This window comes from Aurantiacibacter sp. D1-12 (genome assembly GCF_028858515.1).
Lineage (GTDB): Bacteria > Pseudomonadota > Alphaproteobacteria > Sphingomonadales > Sphingomonadaceae > Alteraurantiacibacter.
Window position 1 is genome coordinate 444,061 of record NZ_JAPJZJ010000002.1, and the last position, 17,288, is coordinate 461,348.

Annotated in this window: 21 protein-coding genes; 7 read left to right on the plus strand and 14 right to left on the minus strand. The window is 59.4% G+C overall.

Annotated elements, in window-relative coordinates:
- On the plus strand, positions 1 to 468 hold the full coding sequence (locus OOZ52_RS06280) for a hypothetical protein (RefSeq protein WP_274697645.1): 468 nt from the start codon (positions 1 to 3) through the stop codon (positions 466 to 468).
- On the opposite strand, the gene OOZ52_RS06285 is transcribed toward OOZ52_RS06280, so the two are convergent.
- Positions 465 to 719, minus strand: a complete 255-nt coding sequence (locus OOZ52_RS06285; protein ID WP_274697646.1) for a YdcH family protein — start codon at positions 717 to 719, stop codon at positions 465 to 467. The two genes, OOZ52_RS06280 and OOZ52_RS06285, sit on opposite strands and share 4 nt — an antisense overlap.
- A gap of 149 nt (positions 720 to 868) precedes the next feature.
- On the minus strand, positions 869 to 1,306 hold the full coding sequence (locus OOZ52_RS06290; RefSeq protein WP_274697647.1) for a hypothetical protein: 438 nt from the start codon (positions 1,304 to 1,306) through the stop codon (positions 869 to 871).
- A gap of 278 nt (positions 1,307 to 1,584) precedes the next feature.
- Between OOZ52_RS06290 and OOZ52_RS06295 the strand changes: the two genes are divergently transcribed.
- On the plus strand, positions 1,585 to 2,751 hold the full coding sequence (locus OOZ52_RS06295; RefSeq protein WP_274697648.1) for an HNH endonuclease: 1,167 nt from the start codon (positions 1,585 to 1,587) through the stop codon (positions 2,749 to 2,751).
- Positions 2,752 to 2,771: 20 nt separating this feature from the next.
- On the opposite strand, the gene OOZ52_RS06300 is transcribed toward OOZ52_RS06295, so the two are convergent.
- The 5 genes from OOZ52_RS06300 to OOZ52_RS06320 all read right to left on the minus strand — a co-directional run bounded on the left by OOZ52_RS06300 (position 2,772) and on the right by OOZ52_RS06320 (position 7,248).
- The gene (locus OOZ52_RS06300) at positions 2,772 to 3,107 is read right to left on the minus strand and encodes a hypothetical protein (protein ID WP_274697649.1); all 336 of its coding nucleotides are present in this window, start codon (positions 3,105 to 3,107) and stop codon (positions 2,772 to 2,774) included.
- Between the two features lie 31 nt (positions 3,108 to 3,138).
- Positions 3,139 to 4,221, minus strand: coding sequence for a ribonucleotide-diphosphate reductase subunit beta (locus tag OOZ52_RS06305; RefSeq protein WP_274697650.1), 1,083 nt, complete (start codon positions 4,219 to 4,221; stop codon positions 3,139 to 3,141).
- Positions 4,222 to 4,371: 150 nt separating this feature from the next.
- Positions 4,372 to 4,674, minus strand: a complete 303-nt coding sequence (locus tag OOZ52_RS06310) for a hypothetical protein (RefSeq protein ID WP_274697651.1) — start codon at positions 4,672 to 4,674, stop codon at positions 4,372 to 4,374.
- Positions 4,675 to 4,783: 109 nt separating this feature from the next.
- Positions 4,784 to 5,068, minus strand: a complete 285-nt coding sequence (locus tag OOZ52_RS06315) for a hypothetical protein (protein ID WP_274697652.1) — start codon at positions 5,066 to 5,068, stop codon at positions 4,784 to 4,786.
- Positions 5,069 to 5,187: 119 nt separating this feature from the next.
- The gene (locus tag OOZ52_RS06320) at positions 5,188 to 7,248 is read right to left on the minus strand and encodes a ribonucleoside-diphosphate reductase subunit alpha (RefSeq protein WP_274697653.1); all 2,061 of its coding nucleotides are present in this window, start codon (positions 7,246 to 7,248) and stop codon (positions 5,188 to 5,190) included.
- 631 nt (positions 7,249 to 7,879) lie between these two features.
- On the opposite strand from OOZ52_RS06320, the gene OOZ52_RS06325 reads away from it, so the two are divergent.
- Entirely contained in the window at positions 7,880 to 8,101 is a 222-nt protein-coding gene (locus OOZ52_RS06325) for a hypothetical protein (RefSeq protein WP_274697654.1), read from the plus strand.
- Positions 8,102 to 8,230: 129 nt separating this feature from the next.
- Positions 8,231 to 8,713: a hypothetical protein gene (locus OOZ52_RS06330; RefSeq protein ID WP_274697655.1), complete on the plus strand. Its 483-nt coding sequence runs from the start codon at positions 8,231 to 8,233 to the stop codon at positions 8,711 to 8,713.
- A 101-nt stretch (positions 8,714 to 8,814) separates the two neighbouring features.
- Here OOZ52_RS06330 and OOZ52_RS06335 read toward each other — a convergent pair whose 3' ends face one another.
- From OOZ52_RS06335 to OOZ52_RS06345, 3 genes are read right to left on the minus strand one after another with little or no spacing between them, the layout of a single operon-like run.
- Positions 8,815 to 9,174, minus strand: coding sequence for a hypothetical protein (locus OOZ52_RS06335; RefSeq protein ID WP_274697656.1), 360 nt, complete (start codon positions 9,172 to 9,174; stop codon positions 8,815 to 8,817).
- The gene (nadB, locus tag OOZ52_RS06340) at positions 9,171 to 10,748 is read right to left on the minus strand and encodes an L-aspartate oxidase (protein WP_274697657.1); all 1,578 of its coding nucleotides are present in this window, start codon (positions 10,746 to 10,748) and stop codon (positions 9,171 to 9,173) included. Before nadB ends, OOZ52_RS06335 begins: the two co-directional genes overlap by 4 nt.
- On the minus strand, positions 10,748 to 11,692 hold the full coding sequence (locus OOZ52_RS06345) for an ABC transporter ATP-binding protein (RefSeq protein WP_274697658.1): 945 nt from the start codon (positions 11,690 to 11,692) through the stop codon (positions 10,748 to 10,750). The genes nadB and OOZ52_RS06345 overlap by 1 nt, the downstream gene beginning before the upstream one ends.
- Before the next feature lie 56 nt (positions 11,693 to 11,748).
- On the opposite strand from OOZ52_RS06345, the gene OOZ52_RS06350 reads away from it, so the two are divergent.
- The gene (locus OOZ52_RS06350) at positions 11,749 to 11,979 is read left to right on the plus strand and encodes a zinc-finger domain-containing protein (RefSeq protein ID WP_274697659.1); all 231 of its coding nucleotides are present in this window, start codon (positions 11,749 to 11,751) and stop codon (positions 11,977 to 11,979) included.
- A 98-nt stretch (positions 11,980 to 12,077) separates the two neighbouring features.
- Complete coding sequence (locus tag OOZ52_RS06355) at positions 12,078 to 12,500, plus strand: hypothetical protein (protein ID WP_274697660.1); 423 nt, start codon at positions 12,078 to 12,080, stop codon at positions 12,498 to 12,500.
- 10 nt (positions 12,501 to 12,510) lie between these two features.
- Here OOZ52_RS06355 and OOZ52_RS06360 read toward each other — a convergent pair whose 3' ends face one another.
- Positions 12,511 to 13,302, minus strand: a complete 792-nt coding sequence (locus OOZ52_RS06360; RefSeq protein ID WP_274697661.1) for a hypothetical protein — start codon at positions 13,300 to 13,302, stop codon at positions 12,511 to 12,513.
- A gap of 395 nt (positions 13,303 to 13,697) precedes the next feature.
- Between OOZ52_RS06360 and OOZ52_RS06365 the strand changes: the two genes are divergently transcribed.
- The gene (locus tag OOZ52_RS06365; RefSeq protein ID WP_274697662.1) at positions 13,698 to 14,888 is read left to right on the plus strand and encodes a serine hydrolase domain-containing protein; all 1,191 of its coding nucleotides are present in this window, start codon (positions 13,698 to 13,700) and stop codon (positions 14,886 to 14,888) included.
- 180 nt (positions 14,889 to 15,068) lie between these two features.
- Here the strand turns inward: OOZ52_RS06365 and OOZ52_RS06370 are convergent, their stop codons facing one another.
- Genes OOZ52_RS06370 through OOZ52_RS06380 form a run of 3 tightly spaced genes read right to left on the minus strand, consistent with a single transcriptional unit; the run spans position 15,069 to position 17,240 of the window.
- Positions 15,069 to 15,779 (minus strand): endonuclease III domain-containing protein, encoded by a 711-nt coding sequence (locus tag OOZ52_RS06370; protein ID WP_274697663.1) that lies wholly within the window; start codon positions 15,777 to 15,779, stop codon positions 15,069 to 15,071.
- A complete protein-coding gene (locus OOZ52_RS06375) occupies positions 15,757 to 16,284 on the minus strand; it encodes a metal-dependent hydrolase (protein WP_274697664.1) in 528 nt (175 codons plus the stop codon). Before OOZ52_RS06375 ends, OOZ52_RS06370 begins: the two co-directional genes overlap by 23 nt.
- A 5-nt stretch (positions 16,285 to 16,289) precedes the next feature.
- Positions 16,290 to 17,240: a serine hydrolase domain-containing protein gene (locus OOZ52_RS06380; RefSeq protein ID WP_274697665.1), complete on the minus strand. Its 951-nt coding sequence runs from the start codon at positions 17,238 to 17,240 to the stop codon at positions 16,290 to 16,292.
- Positions 17,241 to 17,288: the final 48 nt, after the last annotated feature.

A 17,288-nucleotide genomic window follows, 5' to 3' on the forward strand; every position in this document is an offset into this window, starting at 1 on the left:
ATGCCCGCCATCGCCACGCCTTCATTGCCAGAGACCAGCCTGCTTGCGCGCCTGCGCGGTCCCGAATGCTACCGCGATGCCTTCCGTGCGGAGGTTCCGCGCCAGGTGACACTGGCCGAGTACATAGGCGCATTCTACGCCAGCCCCGCCTTCCTGCCCGAGCGCAAGATCCTCGCCCTGATCGGCCGCGGCGCGAACCGGGCGGACATCACCGCGCTTGCGGAAGGTAGCACCGATCACTTCGCCGCCTGGTCTGTGGAAGCGCGCGAGGATGACCAGATCCTCTTGCGCGATTTTCAGGACCGGACGTGCAGCTGGCTGATGGTCGAGCCAGGCGATGGTACGACCCGGCTGTGGTTCGGCAGCGGCGTACGGGGCAGCAACAGCATGGCGGTGAAGCTGCTGCTGCCGTTCCATCGCCTCTATGCCCGCGTGCTTCTGGCCGGAGCCGTGAGGGGGCTCGCCTAGGCCTTGGCGCGCGCCGCATCCACAATCGCGGTGATCTCGTCGAGCATCTTGAGGCGCTTCTTCTTGAGGTCCTCGGTCCGCTCGTCGCTCGCCGCTTCGGTCTCTGCCTCGATCCGGTGCACCTCGCGATTGACCGCGTGGTAATCCTCCGCCAGCCGCGCGTAATGCGCATCCTCGGCCTTGAGCTTGGTCAGCAGGTCGCGATCCCGCTTGAAGATCTCGGTCAGTTCGTTGGGGGTGTGCTGCGACATTTTCAGGTCCTTCTTGTTGTGTGTTGCACGCAGGATAGGCACTCGCCACCGCACAAGCATTGATGTGCATCAAATTGGCAAACCGGCGCGCGCGAAAGCCGGATGTGGAACACTCCCGCGCTTTATAAGACCCCCGCCCGAACGCCCGGTCAGCCATGGCGCACCGCCGATCTGTCACACTGTGCGAGCAGTTGCAGCATGGCATTATCGTCATTTTTCCAGCGGGTTGCGCGATATTTTCCCTTGCGCATGACGACCTGCAACAGCCCCGCATGGAAGCGGTAGGCGGCGCCGAGACCCGTGGACTTTGCACTCGCCAGCCGCACCCGCGGCGCATCGATCCCGAGCGCTGCATCCCATGCCGCCGCAAACCCCGCCGCGCCGGGCCGCTTGCGCAGGCGATAGGCGCTGGCCTTGTCCATCCCCACCAGCCGCGCCGCCTCGGCCACACACCGCGTCTGCGCGAGGTAACCGATAAACGCAGCCTGTTTGGCAGGCGACCACCCGTCCGCGCGCGGCGCGACGGGTACAGGGTGGAACGCCGGGATACGGCGGCGGGTGCGGTTGGGCGGTGATGCGCAGGTCATGCGCGGGAGGGTGAAGAGGTGGCGGGAGTGTAGGACAGGGGTTTTGTCTAAATCGTCCGCTCCTCAATGTGCGTCTCGCGGTCACAGGCGTGACAGTAGGCGTAGTCGAATACCGTGCGCAGCTTCCACTGCTGACTTTCGACATCCCAATCTCCCCACGCATCTCGAGAGACATCGGTTGAGCCGCAGTTCTCGCAATGCATCTGGACTTTTAGGCGGGGTGAAGGTTTGGTGATCATCCGCTGGACAATGCGCCGGCCAATAGAGAAAGGGAAGGCATGGCGGGGGCAAATTGGTCCGAATCGGTTGAGTTTGCTGTGCGCCGCCTCGCTGCTCGACACGACAGCGCAGTGTTTTCCCGCCAACAACTGATTGAAGAGGAACTTGACCGCATCGTGCGCGAAACGGGTTCGCGTGGGGCCACACCCGCAATGACGCTCAGCCGTGAGTTGCAGCAAATGCGCGATGCTGGACATCTCAAGTTCGAGGGGAGTGGAAATTACCGACTTGTCGGCGGTCCCGTGGAACTACCAAACATTTCGCCCTCACGCTGCGTTTTCTTGAGCGGCGAGCATTCCCCTTATGGTGACAAACCGGAATTGTATTATCGTTTTGGTCAGCGGCACCTCAGCGCTGCCTCACGTTCGGTCGGGCAATGGATCATCTATCAACGCCCTCGGCGGGCAGGCGGACCAGACTATTTCGCGGTTGCCAGAGTCGAGCAGATTGTCCGCGACCCTTCGGATAGAGATAGTTTTCTCGCATTGATCGAACCGGAGACCTATTGCGAGTTTGGTCGTAGGGTTCCCTACAGAGTGACCGGTGAATACGTCGAAAGTGGCTTGCTGGGGTTAAGCGGCAGTTTGAGCCAAGGGCGCGCCCGCGCATCGATTCGTGACATCTCGCTAGAAGATTTCAATCGAATTCTCGATCTTGGAATGCTCACAGAAGACGAGTTGTTGCCACGCGAAGACGAGCTGGACAGCCCATTAATCGAGCGGCTCAACGACAAGGCTGAGGCTTGGGATGGCCCAGTCGACCGGGCGACGGTGCTGACTGAACGCAAAGTTCGCGACCGACAGTTTCGCGCGCGCGTCCTAGCTGCCTATGAATGCACCTGTGCGCTCACTGGCATGCGACTCATCAATGGTGGCGGACGAGCTGAAACTCAAGCTGCCCACATTTGGAGCGTCAAAGAAGGCGGTCCCGACACCGTTTCGAATGGACTTGCCCTTTCTGGAACTGTGCATTGGATGTTTGATCGTGGTCTCGTGTCGCTCTCTGATGATGGAGAAATCCTATTGTCACATAAGATCAATGATTTCGAAAGTGTCGAGAAGCTGCTATTTCCGGACCGAAGAGCGCGCTTTCCCAGCAATGAGCGTGCGAGGCCTGATCCGAAATACTTAGCATGGCATCGGGAGTGGCACGGCATTGCTGCTTAGGACACGTTCACTTAGGCTAATCACCCACCAACAATCGTAAACCCCGGCACCGGCCTATTCTCGCCATTGCTGTGATACATATCCATGACCACGATCACTGGCTCCTGACCGGTGCAGGTGACTTCGTAGAAATCGACGATATGGCCATCCCGCCCGCCGCCTCCGCTGCCTTGGCGGTGGTACGTAGGCGCCGAGCCGTCGGCGCAGCGCAGGCGGTCGAGATAAGCTCGCTCGCCTGATGGCCCTCGCGTCAGAACTGGATTGCTCAACGTGCCGAGCGTTGTGGGATCGGATGTCGTCACACAGCCGGAGACAGCCAGCGCTCCACCGATCAAAACCAAAATCGCCGAACGCATAGCGCCCCTCCTGCTTAAACCCTGAAACGCTTTACTCCGCCGCCACGCTCCCAGCTTCGCTTTCACCGGCAGCGCGGGTCTCGCCAAACATATCAGGGCCTTCGTCCTCGGCGCCGTCTTCCTCGTTCGCGGCTTTCGCGCTCTGGCGTTTGTCGAAGCTTGACCAGACGTCCTGCCAATTGCCCTTGGTTGCGCCCTTCGAATACTCGGTGGCGCGGGTTTCGAAGAAGTTGGCGTGTTCCACGCCGTTCAGCAGTGGGGTGAGCCAGGGCAGCGGGTGGTCTTCGATCATGTACATGGTCGGCAGGCCCAGCTGGCCGAGGCGCCAGTCGGCGATGTAGCGGATGTAGCGCTTGATTTCCTTCGCTGTCATGCCGGGCACCGGGCCCTGCTCAAAGGCGAGATCGATGAAGGCATCTTCCAGCCGCACCGTCTTCTGGCACATGTCCATAATGTCCTCCTTCACCGCCTTGGTCAGGCAGTCGCGCTCCTGACAGAAGGCGTGGAAGAGGCGGGTGATGCCTTCGCAGTGCAGGCTTTCATCGCGCACCGACCAGCTGACGATCTGCCCCATGCCCTTCATCTTGTTGAAGCGCGGGAAGTTCATCAGCATGGCGAAGCTGGCGAACAGCTGCAGCCCTTCGGTAAAGCCGCCGAACATGGCGAGCGTGCGGGCAATATCTTCGTCAGAATCGACGCCGAATTCCTGCAGGTAATCGTGCTTGTCCTTCATCTCCTCGTATTCGAGGAACATGCCGTATTCGCTTTCGGGCATGCCGATGGTGTCGAGCAGGTGGGAATAGGCGGCGATGTGCACCGTCTCCATATTGGAGAAGGCGGCGAGCATCATCTTGATCTCTGTCGGCTTGAACACGCGGCCGTATTTGTCGTGGTAGCAATCCTGCACCTCGACATCGGCCTGGGTGAAGAAGCGGAAGATCTGCGTGAGCAGGTTACGCTCGTGATCGGTGAGGTTCTGCGCCCAGTCGCGGCAGTCTTCACCCAGCGGAACTTCTTCCGGCATCCAGTGCACCTGCTGCTGCCGTTTCCAGAACTCGTAAGCCCAGGGGTATTCAAAGGGCTTGTAGGTCTTGCGGGCTTCCAACAGCGACATCTTGTGCTTCCTCTCATCTGCGCGAACTTCCCATATAGGGAATCACAGCGCCGATTCGATAGCAAGACCGGACTTTGTTTCGTGGATAAGCCGGGGAATTTTTGACAGATTATTGCGTTGGGGTTGGCACCGCGAGATTGGCGCCCTCGCCTACCGCTCTTCCTTCGCCATGCGGCGGCTGATTTCGAGCAGAATCAGGATCGGCGTCGCCCACAGCCAGGTGAGCAAGGCCGCCTCACGCCAGCCGCCGTTTTCCGGCAGGCGCATCGAGCAACCGTAGATTTCGAGCACGTTTTCCGGCGTGCAGGTCGAAGGCCAGAAGGCATCCGAATAGAGATAGATGCCAAGGCCGAACCACGCGACCTGCGCCACATACAGCACAAAGAACCGCGATATCCCTACATCGCCGTATCCGTGGTGCGTCGGAAAACGTTTGTTGGCTCTATTACCCATAGCATCCGCCATAGCGCAGGATTGGTTAGCAAAGGCTTACCTATCACCGCATTTCAAATGCAGTGGCAGAAGAAATAAGTGTATTATTTCAGTGTAATCGCAAATTAGACTAACGCTTGCGCTTCTTCGAACCGAACGCGCTGCCGCCGCCGAGCACGGTCACGCCGAGGAAGAAGCCGAAATCATACCAGCCGCCAGAATTGGGCACCGCGTAAACAGCGATATCGGGATCGAATAGCGATCCGATCCACGCGAAGGGGAAGATGAATCCGTGCCAAAGCCCCCACCAGAAACCCGGCGCGCTCGCCTCTGCTGAAACGCCCGCGTCGATTTGTGAGGCGCAGGCGGAGAGGAGGAGAATGCAAGTAGTGGCAACGGCGATACGACGGTACATTGATTTTCCTCCAAGCTGTATCACCCATGTAATACACACGCATCAAATCCGCAATGACGTCCAACGAAAAATGGCGACCAATTGGCCGCCATTCTTCTGTTCGGGCTGTCGAACCAGCTCTACTGACAGGCAAGACACTCATCGTAATCGGTGCTTTCGCCTGCAGCCAGCTCGAACTTCTGCGCATCGGCGGTGTTGTCCGCTTCCACACCGCCGGCGAAGCCTGCGCGCTGGACCGACTTCGAGCGCAGGTAGTAGAGCGACTTGATGCCCTTTTCCCATGCCTGGAAGTGCAGCATCATCAGGTCCCACTTGTCGACATCGGCGGGGATGAACAGGTTGAGGCTCTGTGCCTGATCGACATATTCGGCGCGGTCGGCGGCGAATTCGAGCAGCCAGCGCTGGTCGATTTCGAAGCTCGTCTTGAACGAAGCCTTTTCCTCGTCGGAAAGGAAGTCGAGGTGCTGGACCGAACCGTTCTTCTCGAGGATCGAGTTCCAGACGTTGGTCGAGTTCTTCGACTTCTTGTCGAGGATCTTTTCCAGATGCGGGTTCTTCACCACGAAGCTGCCCGATAGCGTCTTGTGGGTGTAGATGTTCGCCGGGATCGGCTCGATGCAGGCACTGGTGCCACCGCAGATGATCGAGATCGAGGCGGTCGGCGCGATTGCCATCTTGCAGCTGAAGCGCTCCATCGCGCCCATTTCGGCTGCGTCGGGGCACGGCCCGCGTTCCTGTGCCAGCAGCATGCTCGCTTCGGAAGCCTTGGCCTGGATGTGCTTGAACATTTTCAGGTTCCACACCTTCGCCATCGAGCTTTCGAAACCGAGACCCTTGGACTGGAGGAAGGAGTGGAAGCCCATGACACCGAGACCAACCGACCGTTCGCGATCGGCCGAGTACTTGGCGCGGGACATCTCGTCCGGTGCACGGTCGATATAGTCCTGCAGGACGTTGTCGAGGAAGCGCATGACGTCTTCAATGAACTGCTTGTCGCCGTTCCACTCGTCCCACTTTTCAAGGTTGAGCGAGGAGAGGCAGCACACCGCCGTGCGGTCATTGCCGAGGTGGTCGACACCGGTTGGCAGGGTGATTTCCGAACACAGGTTGGAGGTCGAAACCTTGAGGCCGAGATCGCGGTGATGCTTGGGCATCATGCGGTTCACCGTGTCGGCGAAGACGATGTAGGGCTCACCCGTTGCAAGGCGCGTTTCGACCAGCTTCTGGAACAGCGAACGCGCATCGACTTCACCGCGCACACTGCCGTCCTTGGGAGACTTGAGCTCGAACTTCTCGCCCGCGCGCACGGCTTCCATGAACTCGTCGGTGATGAGTACGCCATGGTGCAGGTTCAGTGCCTTGCGGTTGAAGTCTCCGCTAGGCTTACGGATTTCGAGGAATTCCTCGATTTCCGGGTGGTGCACATCGATGTAGCAGGCAGCCGAGCCGCGGCGCAGCGAGCCCTGCGAAATCGCCAGCGTGAGCGAGTCCATCACGCGCACGAACGGGATGATGCCGCTGGTCTTGCCGTTGAGGCCGACCGGTTCACCGATACCGCGCACATTGCCCCAGTAGGTGCCAATGCCGCCGCCCTTGGACGCTAGCCAGACATTCTCGTTCCATGTGCCGACGATGCCGTCGAGGCTGTCGGAAACCGAGTTCAGGTAGCAGCTGATAGGAAGGCCGCGCGTGGTGCCGCCGTTCGAGAGAACAGGCGTGGCGGGCATGAACCACAGGTTCGAAATGTAATCGTACAGGCGCTGGGCGTGCTCGGCATCGTCAGCGTAATAGTCCGCGACGCGCGCGAAGAGGTCCTGATACTTCTCGCCCGGGAGCAGGTAGCGGTCGGTCAGCGTTTCCTTGCCGAATTCGGTCAGGTTGGCATCGCGCGATTCGTCAATCTGCACGTCAAAACGGCGCGGCAGGATGCTCTTGGAATCATCCTTCGGCTTGGCCGCTTCGGTCACCGCAGCCTTGGCAGCTTCAGCCATGGCTTCAGCGGCGGCTTCTGCAACCAGCTCTTCCGATCCGGCGTCTTTCTTGTCCATGCTCACTGCTTTTGCCTCAGATTTTGTCTTGTTCTTCGGAGCCTTCTTTTCGGGTGCGGCCTTGTTCGGAGCATTGCTCGCGATCGTTTCGTCCAGTCCCATTGCCGCATCGTCTCCGTTTCGAAATTCCATTGGCCCCGTATCCCGTCCTGTCATGGCCGACTTGCGGAATTTTCCCGCAGCCACCCTTGTTCTTGTTCTACTTGTGTTCGACTCGGGGAAGTGCCCCTTATGTAGTCCTTCACAAGCCCAATTCACACCCGCGCAGAGGCAATAATTTATCCCCCGCGCATCAACGTGTCGCCCACTGCCTGCTCCACAGCCGACCCGCCTGCTCCCCCGCAAATAAGCCGAATCCGGCCCCGTCGTGCGAATCCGCACGTTCGCGTTCAAAACAAGGTCTAGTAGGTTGCCCCGCAGTTGCGACCACAACCCATAGTGAATCAGACCGATTCCACACGCAAGAGGGTTAATGTCGATTTACCGCGCATGAGCACCCGATTTTGCTGGTGTGTTATAGACTCAATACGCCGCGACGCGTGGAGAATCCTTGGGTCGCGCGGAGCGCAAGGGGTAAAATCAATCTGCGGAAAAAAATCTGTGCAGTTTCACAATCGGGATTCAAAATGCCCGGCGCCTGAATCAAAAGAATCACAAGCTGAAATTTTCGTTCGAATTGTCCACCGCGCGGCTCCCAAGTCTGGACGCATTGGCCATTCGCGCTAAAGCTCCGTGCAAAACGCAAACCATAACGGGTGCCCTCATGATTGCCTTCCTCAAAGCCATTCCCTTCGGAGCCTTGCTGGCCATTCTGGTTGCGCTGTTCATCGGGTCGGGCGGGGCGACAGGCGGGATCCTCAATGTCCACCGCGTGCCGGTGAACTTTCCCGAATACGGCATTGTCTTCAGCTTCTACTGGAGCTGGATGCTGTTCCTGGGCGGAACCTTCCTCGCTTTCGTCTTCATGCTGATGATGGGGGACTAGGATCACAGGTGGCAAGTCGTTGGTCGCTACCGCTTGTGTATTAGTCGAGTAGATCACCCAAAGCCTCCGCGCTGGGGCATGGTCACGTAATCAGTCTGCATTGTGCGGACACAGCATTACGGATCTCTCATGCGCTATACGATTACGACACTTGCCCTTGCTGTCAGCAGCCCTGCCTTCGCACAGGAAGTCTCGCTACCCCAATCCGTCGAATGGGGCGCGAGTGCCGAAGCTGTTGAGGGGGCTCTGGAAGGCAAGTGTGCAGACGGGCTGACCGTTCGCGAGATCAGTCCGCCGTTTCTACCCAATGCGTCGGAGCAGGTCCAAATCGATTGCGCCGGTCTCGATCATTTCGGCGCGCCCCGCTTCGCCGAGTTCGTGATCGGCGATGACCGGCTGCAAATGGTGTGGGTGATGGTCGAGCCGGAAGAAGAGGATTCGGCCATCGCCGCCATGCGCGAAGCCTATGGCCAACCGTCAGCTGAAAGCGAATTGTTCATCGCCTTCGAGAGCCATCGCACCGCATGGCGCCACGAACCGGCCGAGTTTCTCTACTATTCGCCCGAGCTGAGCGAAGCCATGAGCGCCTGGTTCGCCTCGGCAGCGGGCTAGGGCACCAGCACCGTGTCGGGTGGGCAGAGCTAGACGCTGTTCCTGGGCGGAACCTTCCTTGCTTTCGTCTTTATGCTGATGATGGGGGGATTGAGGGGCGCTTACCGCGCGCGCCAAGCCAACCACGTTGCGCATGCCAAGATTGGCAGTCCCACCAAATCGGCTATAGCGATGGTGCGCAGAGACACCGGCGCACCGGCTTGCCAGTAAATCACAAGGAACGAGACGACGCTGATTGAAACAGCGATGCTGGCCAGTTTGCGCACAGCAGGGTCGATGGCTGCCCAAAGCGCAACAACGAACACCACCAGAAACAGTGCCGCACGGTGATGAAGCAAAGCGAACACCGGCCCGCCTGCATCGACGCCGTAGAGCTGAGAGATCAGAGAGGGCCGGAGCAAGGCAAATGCCGGAACCACGTGAAGCAGGGCCAAAAGCGCCCAGAGCACACGTTCAATCATGGCACCAGCACCGTATCGATCGGCGCTTCGTCCATCTCAGGGTAGTCCAAGATAAAGTGCAGACCGCGGCTTTCGTGGCGCTTCAATGCGCTTTGCACGATCAGGTCGGCGCACTGGTGCAGGTTGCGCAGTTCGATAAGGTCGGTGGTCACGCGGAAGTGGCCGTAATAGTCCTCGATCTCCTCACCAAGTAGCGCGATGCGGTTGCCTGCGCGTTCGAGTCGCTTGGTCGTGCGCACGATGCCGACATAGTTCCACATCATGCGGCGGATCTCGGTCCAGTTCTGCTTGATAACTACTTCCTCGTCGGAATCGGTCACGCGGCTTTCGTCCCACGGCTTGATCGCGGGGGGCGCTTCGAAGCTGTCCCAGTGCGCAAGGATGTCTTTCGCTGCTGCTTCGCCGAACACAAAGCATTCGAGCAGTGAATTGGAAGCAAGGCGGTTGGCGCCGTGCAGTCCGCTCTCAGTCACCTCGCCCGCAGCATAGAGACCGGGCAGATCGGTGCGGCCATTCAGGTCAATCACCACCCCGCCGCAGGTGTAATGCTGTGCAGGCACGACGGGGATCGGACCTTTGGTCATATCAATGCCCAGGCCCATCAGCTTTTCGTGAATGGTCGGGAAGTGTTCCTTCACGAATTCGGGAGGCTGGTGGCTGATATCGAGATGGACGTAGTCGAGGCCGTAGCGCTTGATCTGGTCATCGATGGCGCGGGCGACCACGTCGCGCGGGGCAAGCTCCATCCGCTCCTTGTCGTAATCCTCCATAAAGCGGTGGCCGGTTTCAGGATGGTAGAGCCGTCCGCCCTCACCGCGCACCGCCTCTGTTATGAGGAAGTTTTTGACCTCCAGATTGTAGAGGCAGGTTGGGTGGAACTGCATCATTTCCATGTTGGACACGCGCGCGCCCGCTCGCCAGGCCATGGCGATGCCATCACCCGTCGCGCCGCGTGGAGCGGTGGAGAACTGGTACACTCGGCCCGCGCCGCCCGCCGCCAGGACCGTAGCCTTGGCGGTGTGAGCGACGACTTCGCCGCTGGCCTCGTCCAGCGCATAGGCGCCCCATACGCGGCCCGAGCCTGAATACTTTTCCGCATGACGTCCGGTGATCAGGTCAATGCAGCTCTGGTGCGGCAGCAGGGTGATGTTGGGATTTTCCTCTGCCGCCTTGAGCAGCGCGGCCTGCACCGCCCAGCCCGTGGCATCGTTCACATGCACGATGCGGCGATGCGAGTGTCCGCCCTCGCGCGTCAAATGCAAGTCACCTGCATCCCGGTTAAACGGCACGCCCAGCTCGCACAGCCGGTCAATCGCACGCGGCGCGCCTTCGATCACGAACTCGACCGTCTCGCGATCATTCAGCCCCGCACCCGCCACCATCGTATCGCGGACGTGGTTGTCAAAAGTATCCCCCGCATCGAGCACGGCGGCGATCCCGCCTTGCGCCCAGGCGGTGGAGCCGCTGTTGAGCTTGCCCTTGGCGAGCACCAGCACCTTGCCCTTCTCAGCAAGCGTAAGCGCCGCAGTCAGCCCCGCCGCGCCCGAGCCGATGATGAGGACGTCATGCTCCATCAGGCTGAGACTTCCGATGGCGCGGTCAGCTGCACGAAGACATCCTCAAGGTCCGCTTCGCGCGTGGTCACGTCCTCGATGGCGTAGCCGTGCTCCTGCACTTTCGCGAGCACCTGCCCGGCACTGGTGCAGCCTTTGTCATAGGTCATTTCGAGCACGCGCGGCTCGACCACTTCGGAGCGAACGATGCATTCGTCGATAATCGGACCGGCGAGATCCTTGTCGACGCTCACGCGCACGATCTTCTCGCCCATCATGCCGACCAGTTCGCGGGTCGGCTTGTTGGCGATGCATTCGCCGTGGTTGATGATGGCGATGCGCTCGCACAGCTCCTCGGCTTCTTCGAGGTAATGCGTGGTGAGAACCACTGTCACGCCTTCTGCGTTGAGCTCGCTCACCAGCTCCCACAGCTGCTTGCGCAGTTCCACATCGACACCGGCGGTTGGCTCATCAAGCACCAGAATCGGCGGCGAGTGGACCATCGCCTTTGCAATAAGCAGCCGCCGCTTCATCCCGCCCGAGAGCGTGCGGGCATAGGCATCGCGCTTGTCTTCCAGCCGCACGGCCTTGAGCAGTTCTTCAGAGCGCCGCAGCGCTTTCGCGACGCCGTACATGCCGCTCTGGTTCTCCAGCACCTCGAACGGGGTGAAGAACGGATCGAACACGATTTCCTGCGGGACGATGCCGATATTGAGCTTTGCATTGCGATGGTCAGCATCGATATCGTGGCCCCAGATCTTCACGCTGCCGCCGGTCTTGTTGACCAGCCCCGCCATGATGTTGATCAGCGTCGATTTACCCGCCCCATTTGGGCCGAGCAGACCGAACACCTGACCCTGCGGCACATCAAAGCTGACGCCTTTCAACGCATGCTTGGGCGGAGACTTCTTGGTCCCGGCATAGGTCTTTTGCAGATCGCGGATTTCAATGGCGGCTTCAGTCATACGGCGTGCTCTTTGGGGCTTTTCGCCTGCGACGTAAAGCGATAGAGGCTGTCCTCATGAGCAATGCACCCGAAACTACTATCGTTGATACTCCCCGCGTCTGGTGCGATGGCGCCGGAGACATTCGCGGCGGCGAGAACTACAGGCCCGCCAGCCTCGGCCATCCGCGCGTGTGGATGCAGATCGACGAAAAGGGCTATGTCGATTGCGGCTATTGCGACCGGCGCTTTGTGCTTGAAGGCGGACCTGCCGACGATGGCAATGTGCCGGATGCTGCGGCCGGGTAACCGCTTCTCCGGCGCGAACGAATATCATGAAGACCGCCTGCAATCTCAAGAGTCAGGCTAGGTTCAGTGGTATTGTGTAACGTGGTAAGCCTTGGAGAATGACTATGAAGCACATGTTGAAAGTCACAGCCGCCGGTCTCGCACTGGCTCTATCCGCTCCTGCTGCCGCGCAAGACCGCGATTATGGCGAGCGTTCCGATGCCGCTTTTGCCGAAGTGGTGGACGGCTATGAAGTCTCGGGCGAAGCCGAAAGCTGCATCAGCGTTTTCAATTCCAACCGTTTGCGCGTGGTCGACCATGTCGGCCTGACCTACCGCCGCGGTAACACGCTGTGGGTGGCTCGCGCCAGCAATCCGGACAGTCTGGGCGTATGGGATGTTCCGATCATCCAGCGTTACGGCAGCCAGTTGTGCCGCCACGATGTGACGCGCACGATTGACCGCAGTACGGGCATCTTTTCCGGCGTTCTGTTCCTTGAAGACTGGGTACCTTATACCGAGGTTGAAGAAGCGGACGGCTAAGCGCCGCTGATCACCCGCCTTTGGGCTTGACCAGTTTGGCGGGGCGCATGCGCTGTGCCTCGGCAAACAGGCCGTAGGTCTTGTTGACGTAATTCGACACGTCGGTGATCGAATTGACGTAGCTTTCCAGCTCCTCGGTCATTTCCTGTTCGACCAGCCGTACACGCGCCGAAGGGTTTTCCGTTTCGAACGAGACGTAGAACCACGGCTCGCCACGCTTCAGCACCAGCGGCTTGGAAATGTCATACCATTCAAACGCCCAAGCGAGCGGCCTTGGCCAGATATGGATCGGAAAACGTCCGCCCATCTGCACGCCGGGGCGCGGCGTAGGAAAGTAATGCAGGTACGGCGCGGTCTGCACCACGTAGCACGGACTGTCCGCCACGAAGACGTAGGGCGCGGTAAACTGCACAATCGGGCGGTTGGGATCGCGCCATTCATTCGGCGGCTGGACGATAAACAGGTTGGCGCGGCCTTGCGGGCGCATACCCGACTGCTCGCCATCGGCATCGGTCAGCTGGATCTGGCCCTGCGCGTTCTTTTCAAACTTCAGCGTCAGATCGACGGGGCACGGCACCACGAAATGGCGCCGGTCAAAGTCCACCGCTGCGGGGCAGGCCTGGATGCTCTTGGCGGAGGCCGCTTTGGGGTCAGACCGGCTGAAGGTCTTGGGCGGCGCCCAGATGGAATCACCCGCACCCGGCCAGCGCACCGTCCAGCCGACAGTTTCCGTGCGCGGTTTGCCCCGCGTTTCAGCCTCGTCCGCGCCTGCATCTTCGGCAAAATAGTCATCCCAGCTCATCGCTTCCCCTTGGCCGCACGCGCGGCATATTGGCAATCGTTCCGCATCGGGCAGGCATCACATTTCTGCATACTCGGCCGATAATAAACCTGCCCCACCCTCTTCACCAGCAAGTGATGCTCGTCAATGTCCCCGGCAGACCATTCTTCGGGCAGAACCGGCATCAACGCGTTGTAGGCGCGCGTGGTGTCGGTCTTTTTAGGGGCGAAGCCCGTCCGTTGCATCACCCAGCGATGATGCCCATCGATTACCAGTGCGCGGATCGGGGCCGAAGGGTAGATGTATTGCGGTGCATCGACAGCGAGATTTCCGGCAATTGGTCCAATTGTGCCTTATCCAAATAGGCATTCCCATTTGCGTTTTTTTGCCTATCGTGAAGGGAGAAGGAGAGACACATGCAGAATGCGTTCGCGGCTACTTTGGCACTCGCTCTCTCGATGGGAGCGACCATCGGGGATATTCCGGTCCGCGCGCAGGCGGTAGATTCGCAAATGGAAGCGCGGGAGACCCAGCTGATCGAGCAAATTGCGGACAATTTCATCGCGCAAGGCCGACTGGAAGCTGTATCGATCGGTGTCGTTCACAATGGCCGCTCAGCAACAGTGCATGCCGGCCCGCTTTATCGGGACGGTCCCGAAACTGCCAATGATCGAACCATCTTCGAATTGCGTTCAATCACAAAGACATTCATCGGAACGCTGGCGGCCCAAGCGATACTCGATGAGAATATCTCTCTTAATACCGATATTCGCGAATATCTTGGGCCCGGCTTTGACAACCTGGAGCGGGATGGACAGCCTATCCTTGTCCGTCACCTGCTGACCCATACCAGCGGCTTGCCGAGCAATAATCCCTTGCCTGCAAACCTAGACCAACCGGCTCCAGGAGACGATGCCGGTGGGATAGCGTGGCGAACGTTTCGCGATGTGGAAATGGGCATGACCCGTGAGAAGTTTTTCGCAAATCTTCGCGGATTTGAATTGGCAAGCGTCCCCGGCCAGGAGTTCAACTACAGCAATCTCGGAACCAATTTGACTGCTCTAATCCTTGAGCGCGTATACGATCGCTCGTTGGATGAACTGGTGGCGGAATTCATCACCGGCCCGGCTGGAATGAATGACACGGTGTTAGCCATGACGGAACCCGATGCACTGGCCAGACTGGCCAGTGGCTACAATGAACGCGGAGAACGGATCGATCCGTGGCCAGTCTGGCCCATGGGAGGAGCGGAAGGCGCTGCCAAGGCACCGCTGCCGGATACAATCCGGTACATGCAATTTCATTTAAGTGAGCGTAATCCAGCGGTGCGCCTGTCTCATGTGCCTTTGCATGAGCTCGCATGGGACTACCGGATTGCGTCATTCTGGTGGAATATCGATCGCCCGGCTGGTTCGACAAGCTTTCGCCATGATGGCGGATACGCGAATGTGCGCAACGTGATGATCCTGTTTCCGGAGGAGGATATGGGCATCTACGTGGTGACCAATCGCGTCAACCCGGAAGCAAACGAGATACTCACCGAAATGGTCCATATCATCCGAAGCCAGCTACTATCTGCAGATGACGCCGACGCCGCAGAGAGCTGACGAATACGAGTGGCGCAAGCCCTCCGCTACTCTCTCATGGCCTCGAGCCAGGTGGCACGCGTGGTTCAATTGCAGTCCATTCGTTTTGAGCGGTCATGGCAGCAAAAGCGGTACCGAAGCCAAGATCCAGCACTGCGATTGATTTGTAGGTACCGTTCGAGCCGCTTTGCCAGCTCATTGTTATCCTCTCGCCGCACGCGCGGCATATTGGCAATCGTTCCGCATCGGGCAGGCATCGCATTTCTGCATACTCGGCCGACAATAAACCTGCCCCACCCTCTTCACCAGCAAGTGATGCTCGTCAATGTCTCCGGCAGACCATTCTTCGGGCAGAACCGGCATCAGCGCGTTGTAGGCACGTGTGGTATCGGCCTTGGGCGGCACCAGCCCCATCCGCTGGATCACCCGGCGATGGTTGGTGTCGATGACCAGCGCACGGCGATTGAACATGCTGGTGTTGACGACCTGTGCACTGATCTTGCGCGCGACACCGGGCAGCGTTTCAAGCCACTCCATTCCCTCTTCGGTGGGCAGGTTGGAGAGGTGCCGCAGATCGACTTGCCCGCGCTCCTCGATAATCTGCATCAGGCACGCCTTCAGCCGCTCGGCCATAAGCGCGGGAAAGGTTGCGGTTTGCAGGTGCTCCGCCAGCTCTTCTTCGGGAGCCGCAGCAACACCTTCCCATGTTCCATAGGCTTCGAGCAGCCGATCGGTATTGGCGTTGGAGATCGCCGTCTTGGTCCGCGCTCCGATTACCCCCTGCACCAGTGTCCACACCGGATCGCGTCGCTTGTCATCGGGCCGGACGATCCGCCCGAAATGCGCGATCAGCGTGGCGTGAAGGCTCGCAAGCCGTTGCGTGCGCGGGTCAGGGCCGAGGGGGAGTTGCATGGCGCAATCTCCATCCCGCAAAGGCCAGCACAGCGCAAGGGAGCCAGATCCACACCAGCTCGGACAATAGTGTTTCAAGCCCGCGCGCAGAGAAGAAGTCCGCACCGATGGGTGAAACCCGAACCGGGGTAACGGGCGCGAACACGCGGGCATTGTCGAACGGCCACCACAGGGCCGCGCCAAGTCCGCCATCGGTAAACGTATCGAGCAGCCCGTGGCTCGCCATAGCCAACGCGAGGAAGAAAAAGGCCCACAGGCTGCGCGCCCGCTTCCATACCAGCGCGATGCCGGCAGCGGTAAGTGTGGCAAACACCAGCGAATGCGTCGCCCCGCGATGGCCCCAAGGATCGGCATATTCGATGCCGAATGCGAAGCCGATCACGTCTGCGTCGGGGAGCATCGCCAGCCCCGCTCCCACCAGCGCCACCTTGGGTGCGATGCGCGAGGGACCAGCCGCCGCAGCAAGCGCGAGCGGGACAATGGCGTGAGTCATGATGGTGGGCATGGAGCTTAGCTGGCAGGGTTGGCGTCTATGAGATCAGAATCATTCAATTGTGCCAGCCATTCTTCGCGCGCTGATTCGATTTCTTCCCAGTCATCTTGCGCGGTCATGGCAGCAAAGCCGGTGTCGCTAAGCGGGTCATACACAGCAAGAGACTTATACGCCCCGTTACTCCCGCTTTGCCAACTCATCAGGCGCGTTTCGCCTGCCCCGTCCCATCTGATAAATCGTCCACCCAGCGCGTAGTCTTCTTCAACGGTGTGGACCGTCATCAGCTCGGCAAGACTCGTCTCACTCAATCCACCCATATGAGCAAAGCGCAACAGCGCGATCAGGTCTAATGGAGTCGCCGCAAGCCCCCCTGCACATGTCAGAAAAGTTGGTAACGGCGGAGAGGTGTTGACCGGTACCGCACCCGCATCACCAACCCTGCCTACAAATATCTTACTAGCGCCCATGCCAGCAGGACTAAGCACGTTTCGGTTTAGCACTTGTGCTATCGGCTCCCCGGTGACGCGTTCGACTATCGCCTGAACAACTACCCAATTCACAAGATCATACGACCATTGGGTGCCGGGTTCGAATGCCAATGGGCCGGCGGCGAAATTGGCAGTTGCCGTTTGCGCATCCGGGGTGGCCATGACGCGCGCAGGATCTGCTCCGAATGCGGGCAGCAAGCCATCGGTCAAACCGCTTCGGCTCGCCAAAAGCTGGCGAAGAGTAATCGAAGCAATTGGAGTATTGGCGAATTCAGGCAACAGGCTGTCGACCGAAGAATCCAACATCAGGTAGCCGCTATCTACCAGCCGGAGTGCGGCAATGGTACACGCAAATTTGCCGATGGAGCCAGCTTCGTACAACGCGTCAGGACGCTCTCCGCCGTAAGTCGTTCGCTCAATACTCCCATTCGGCGTGAGTGTAGCAACCGCGTATTCCTGTGCGGCTGCAGGAAGGGTCATGGCAGCTGAAGCCAATACAACCGAATATACCAATCCCTGCTTCAATAA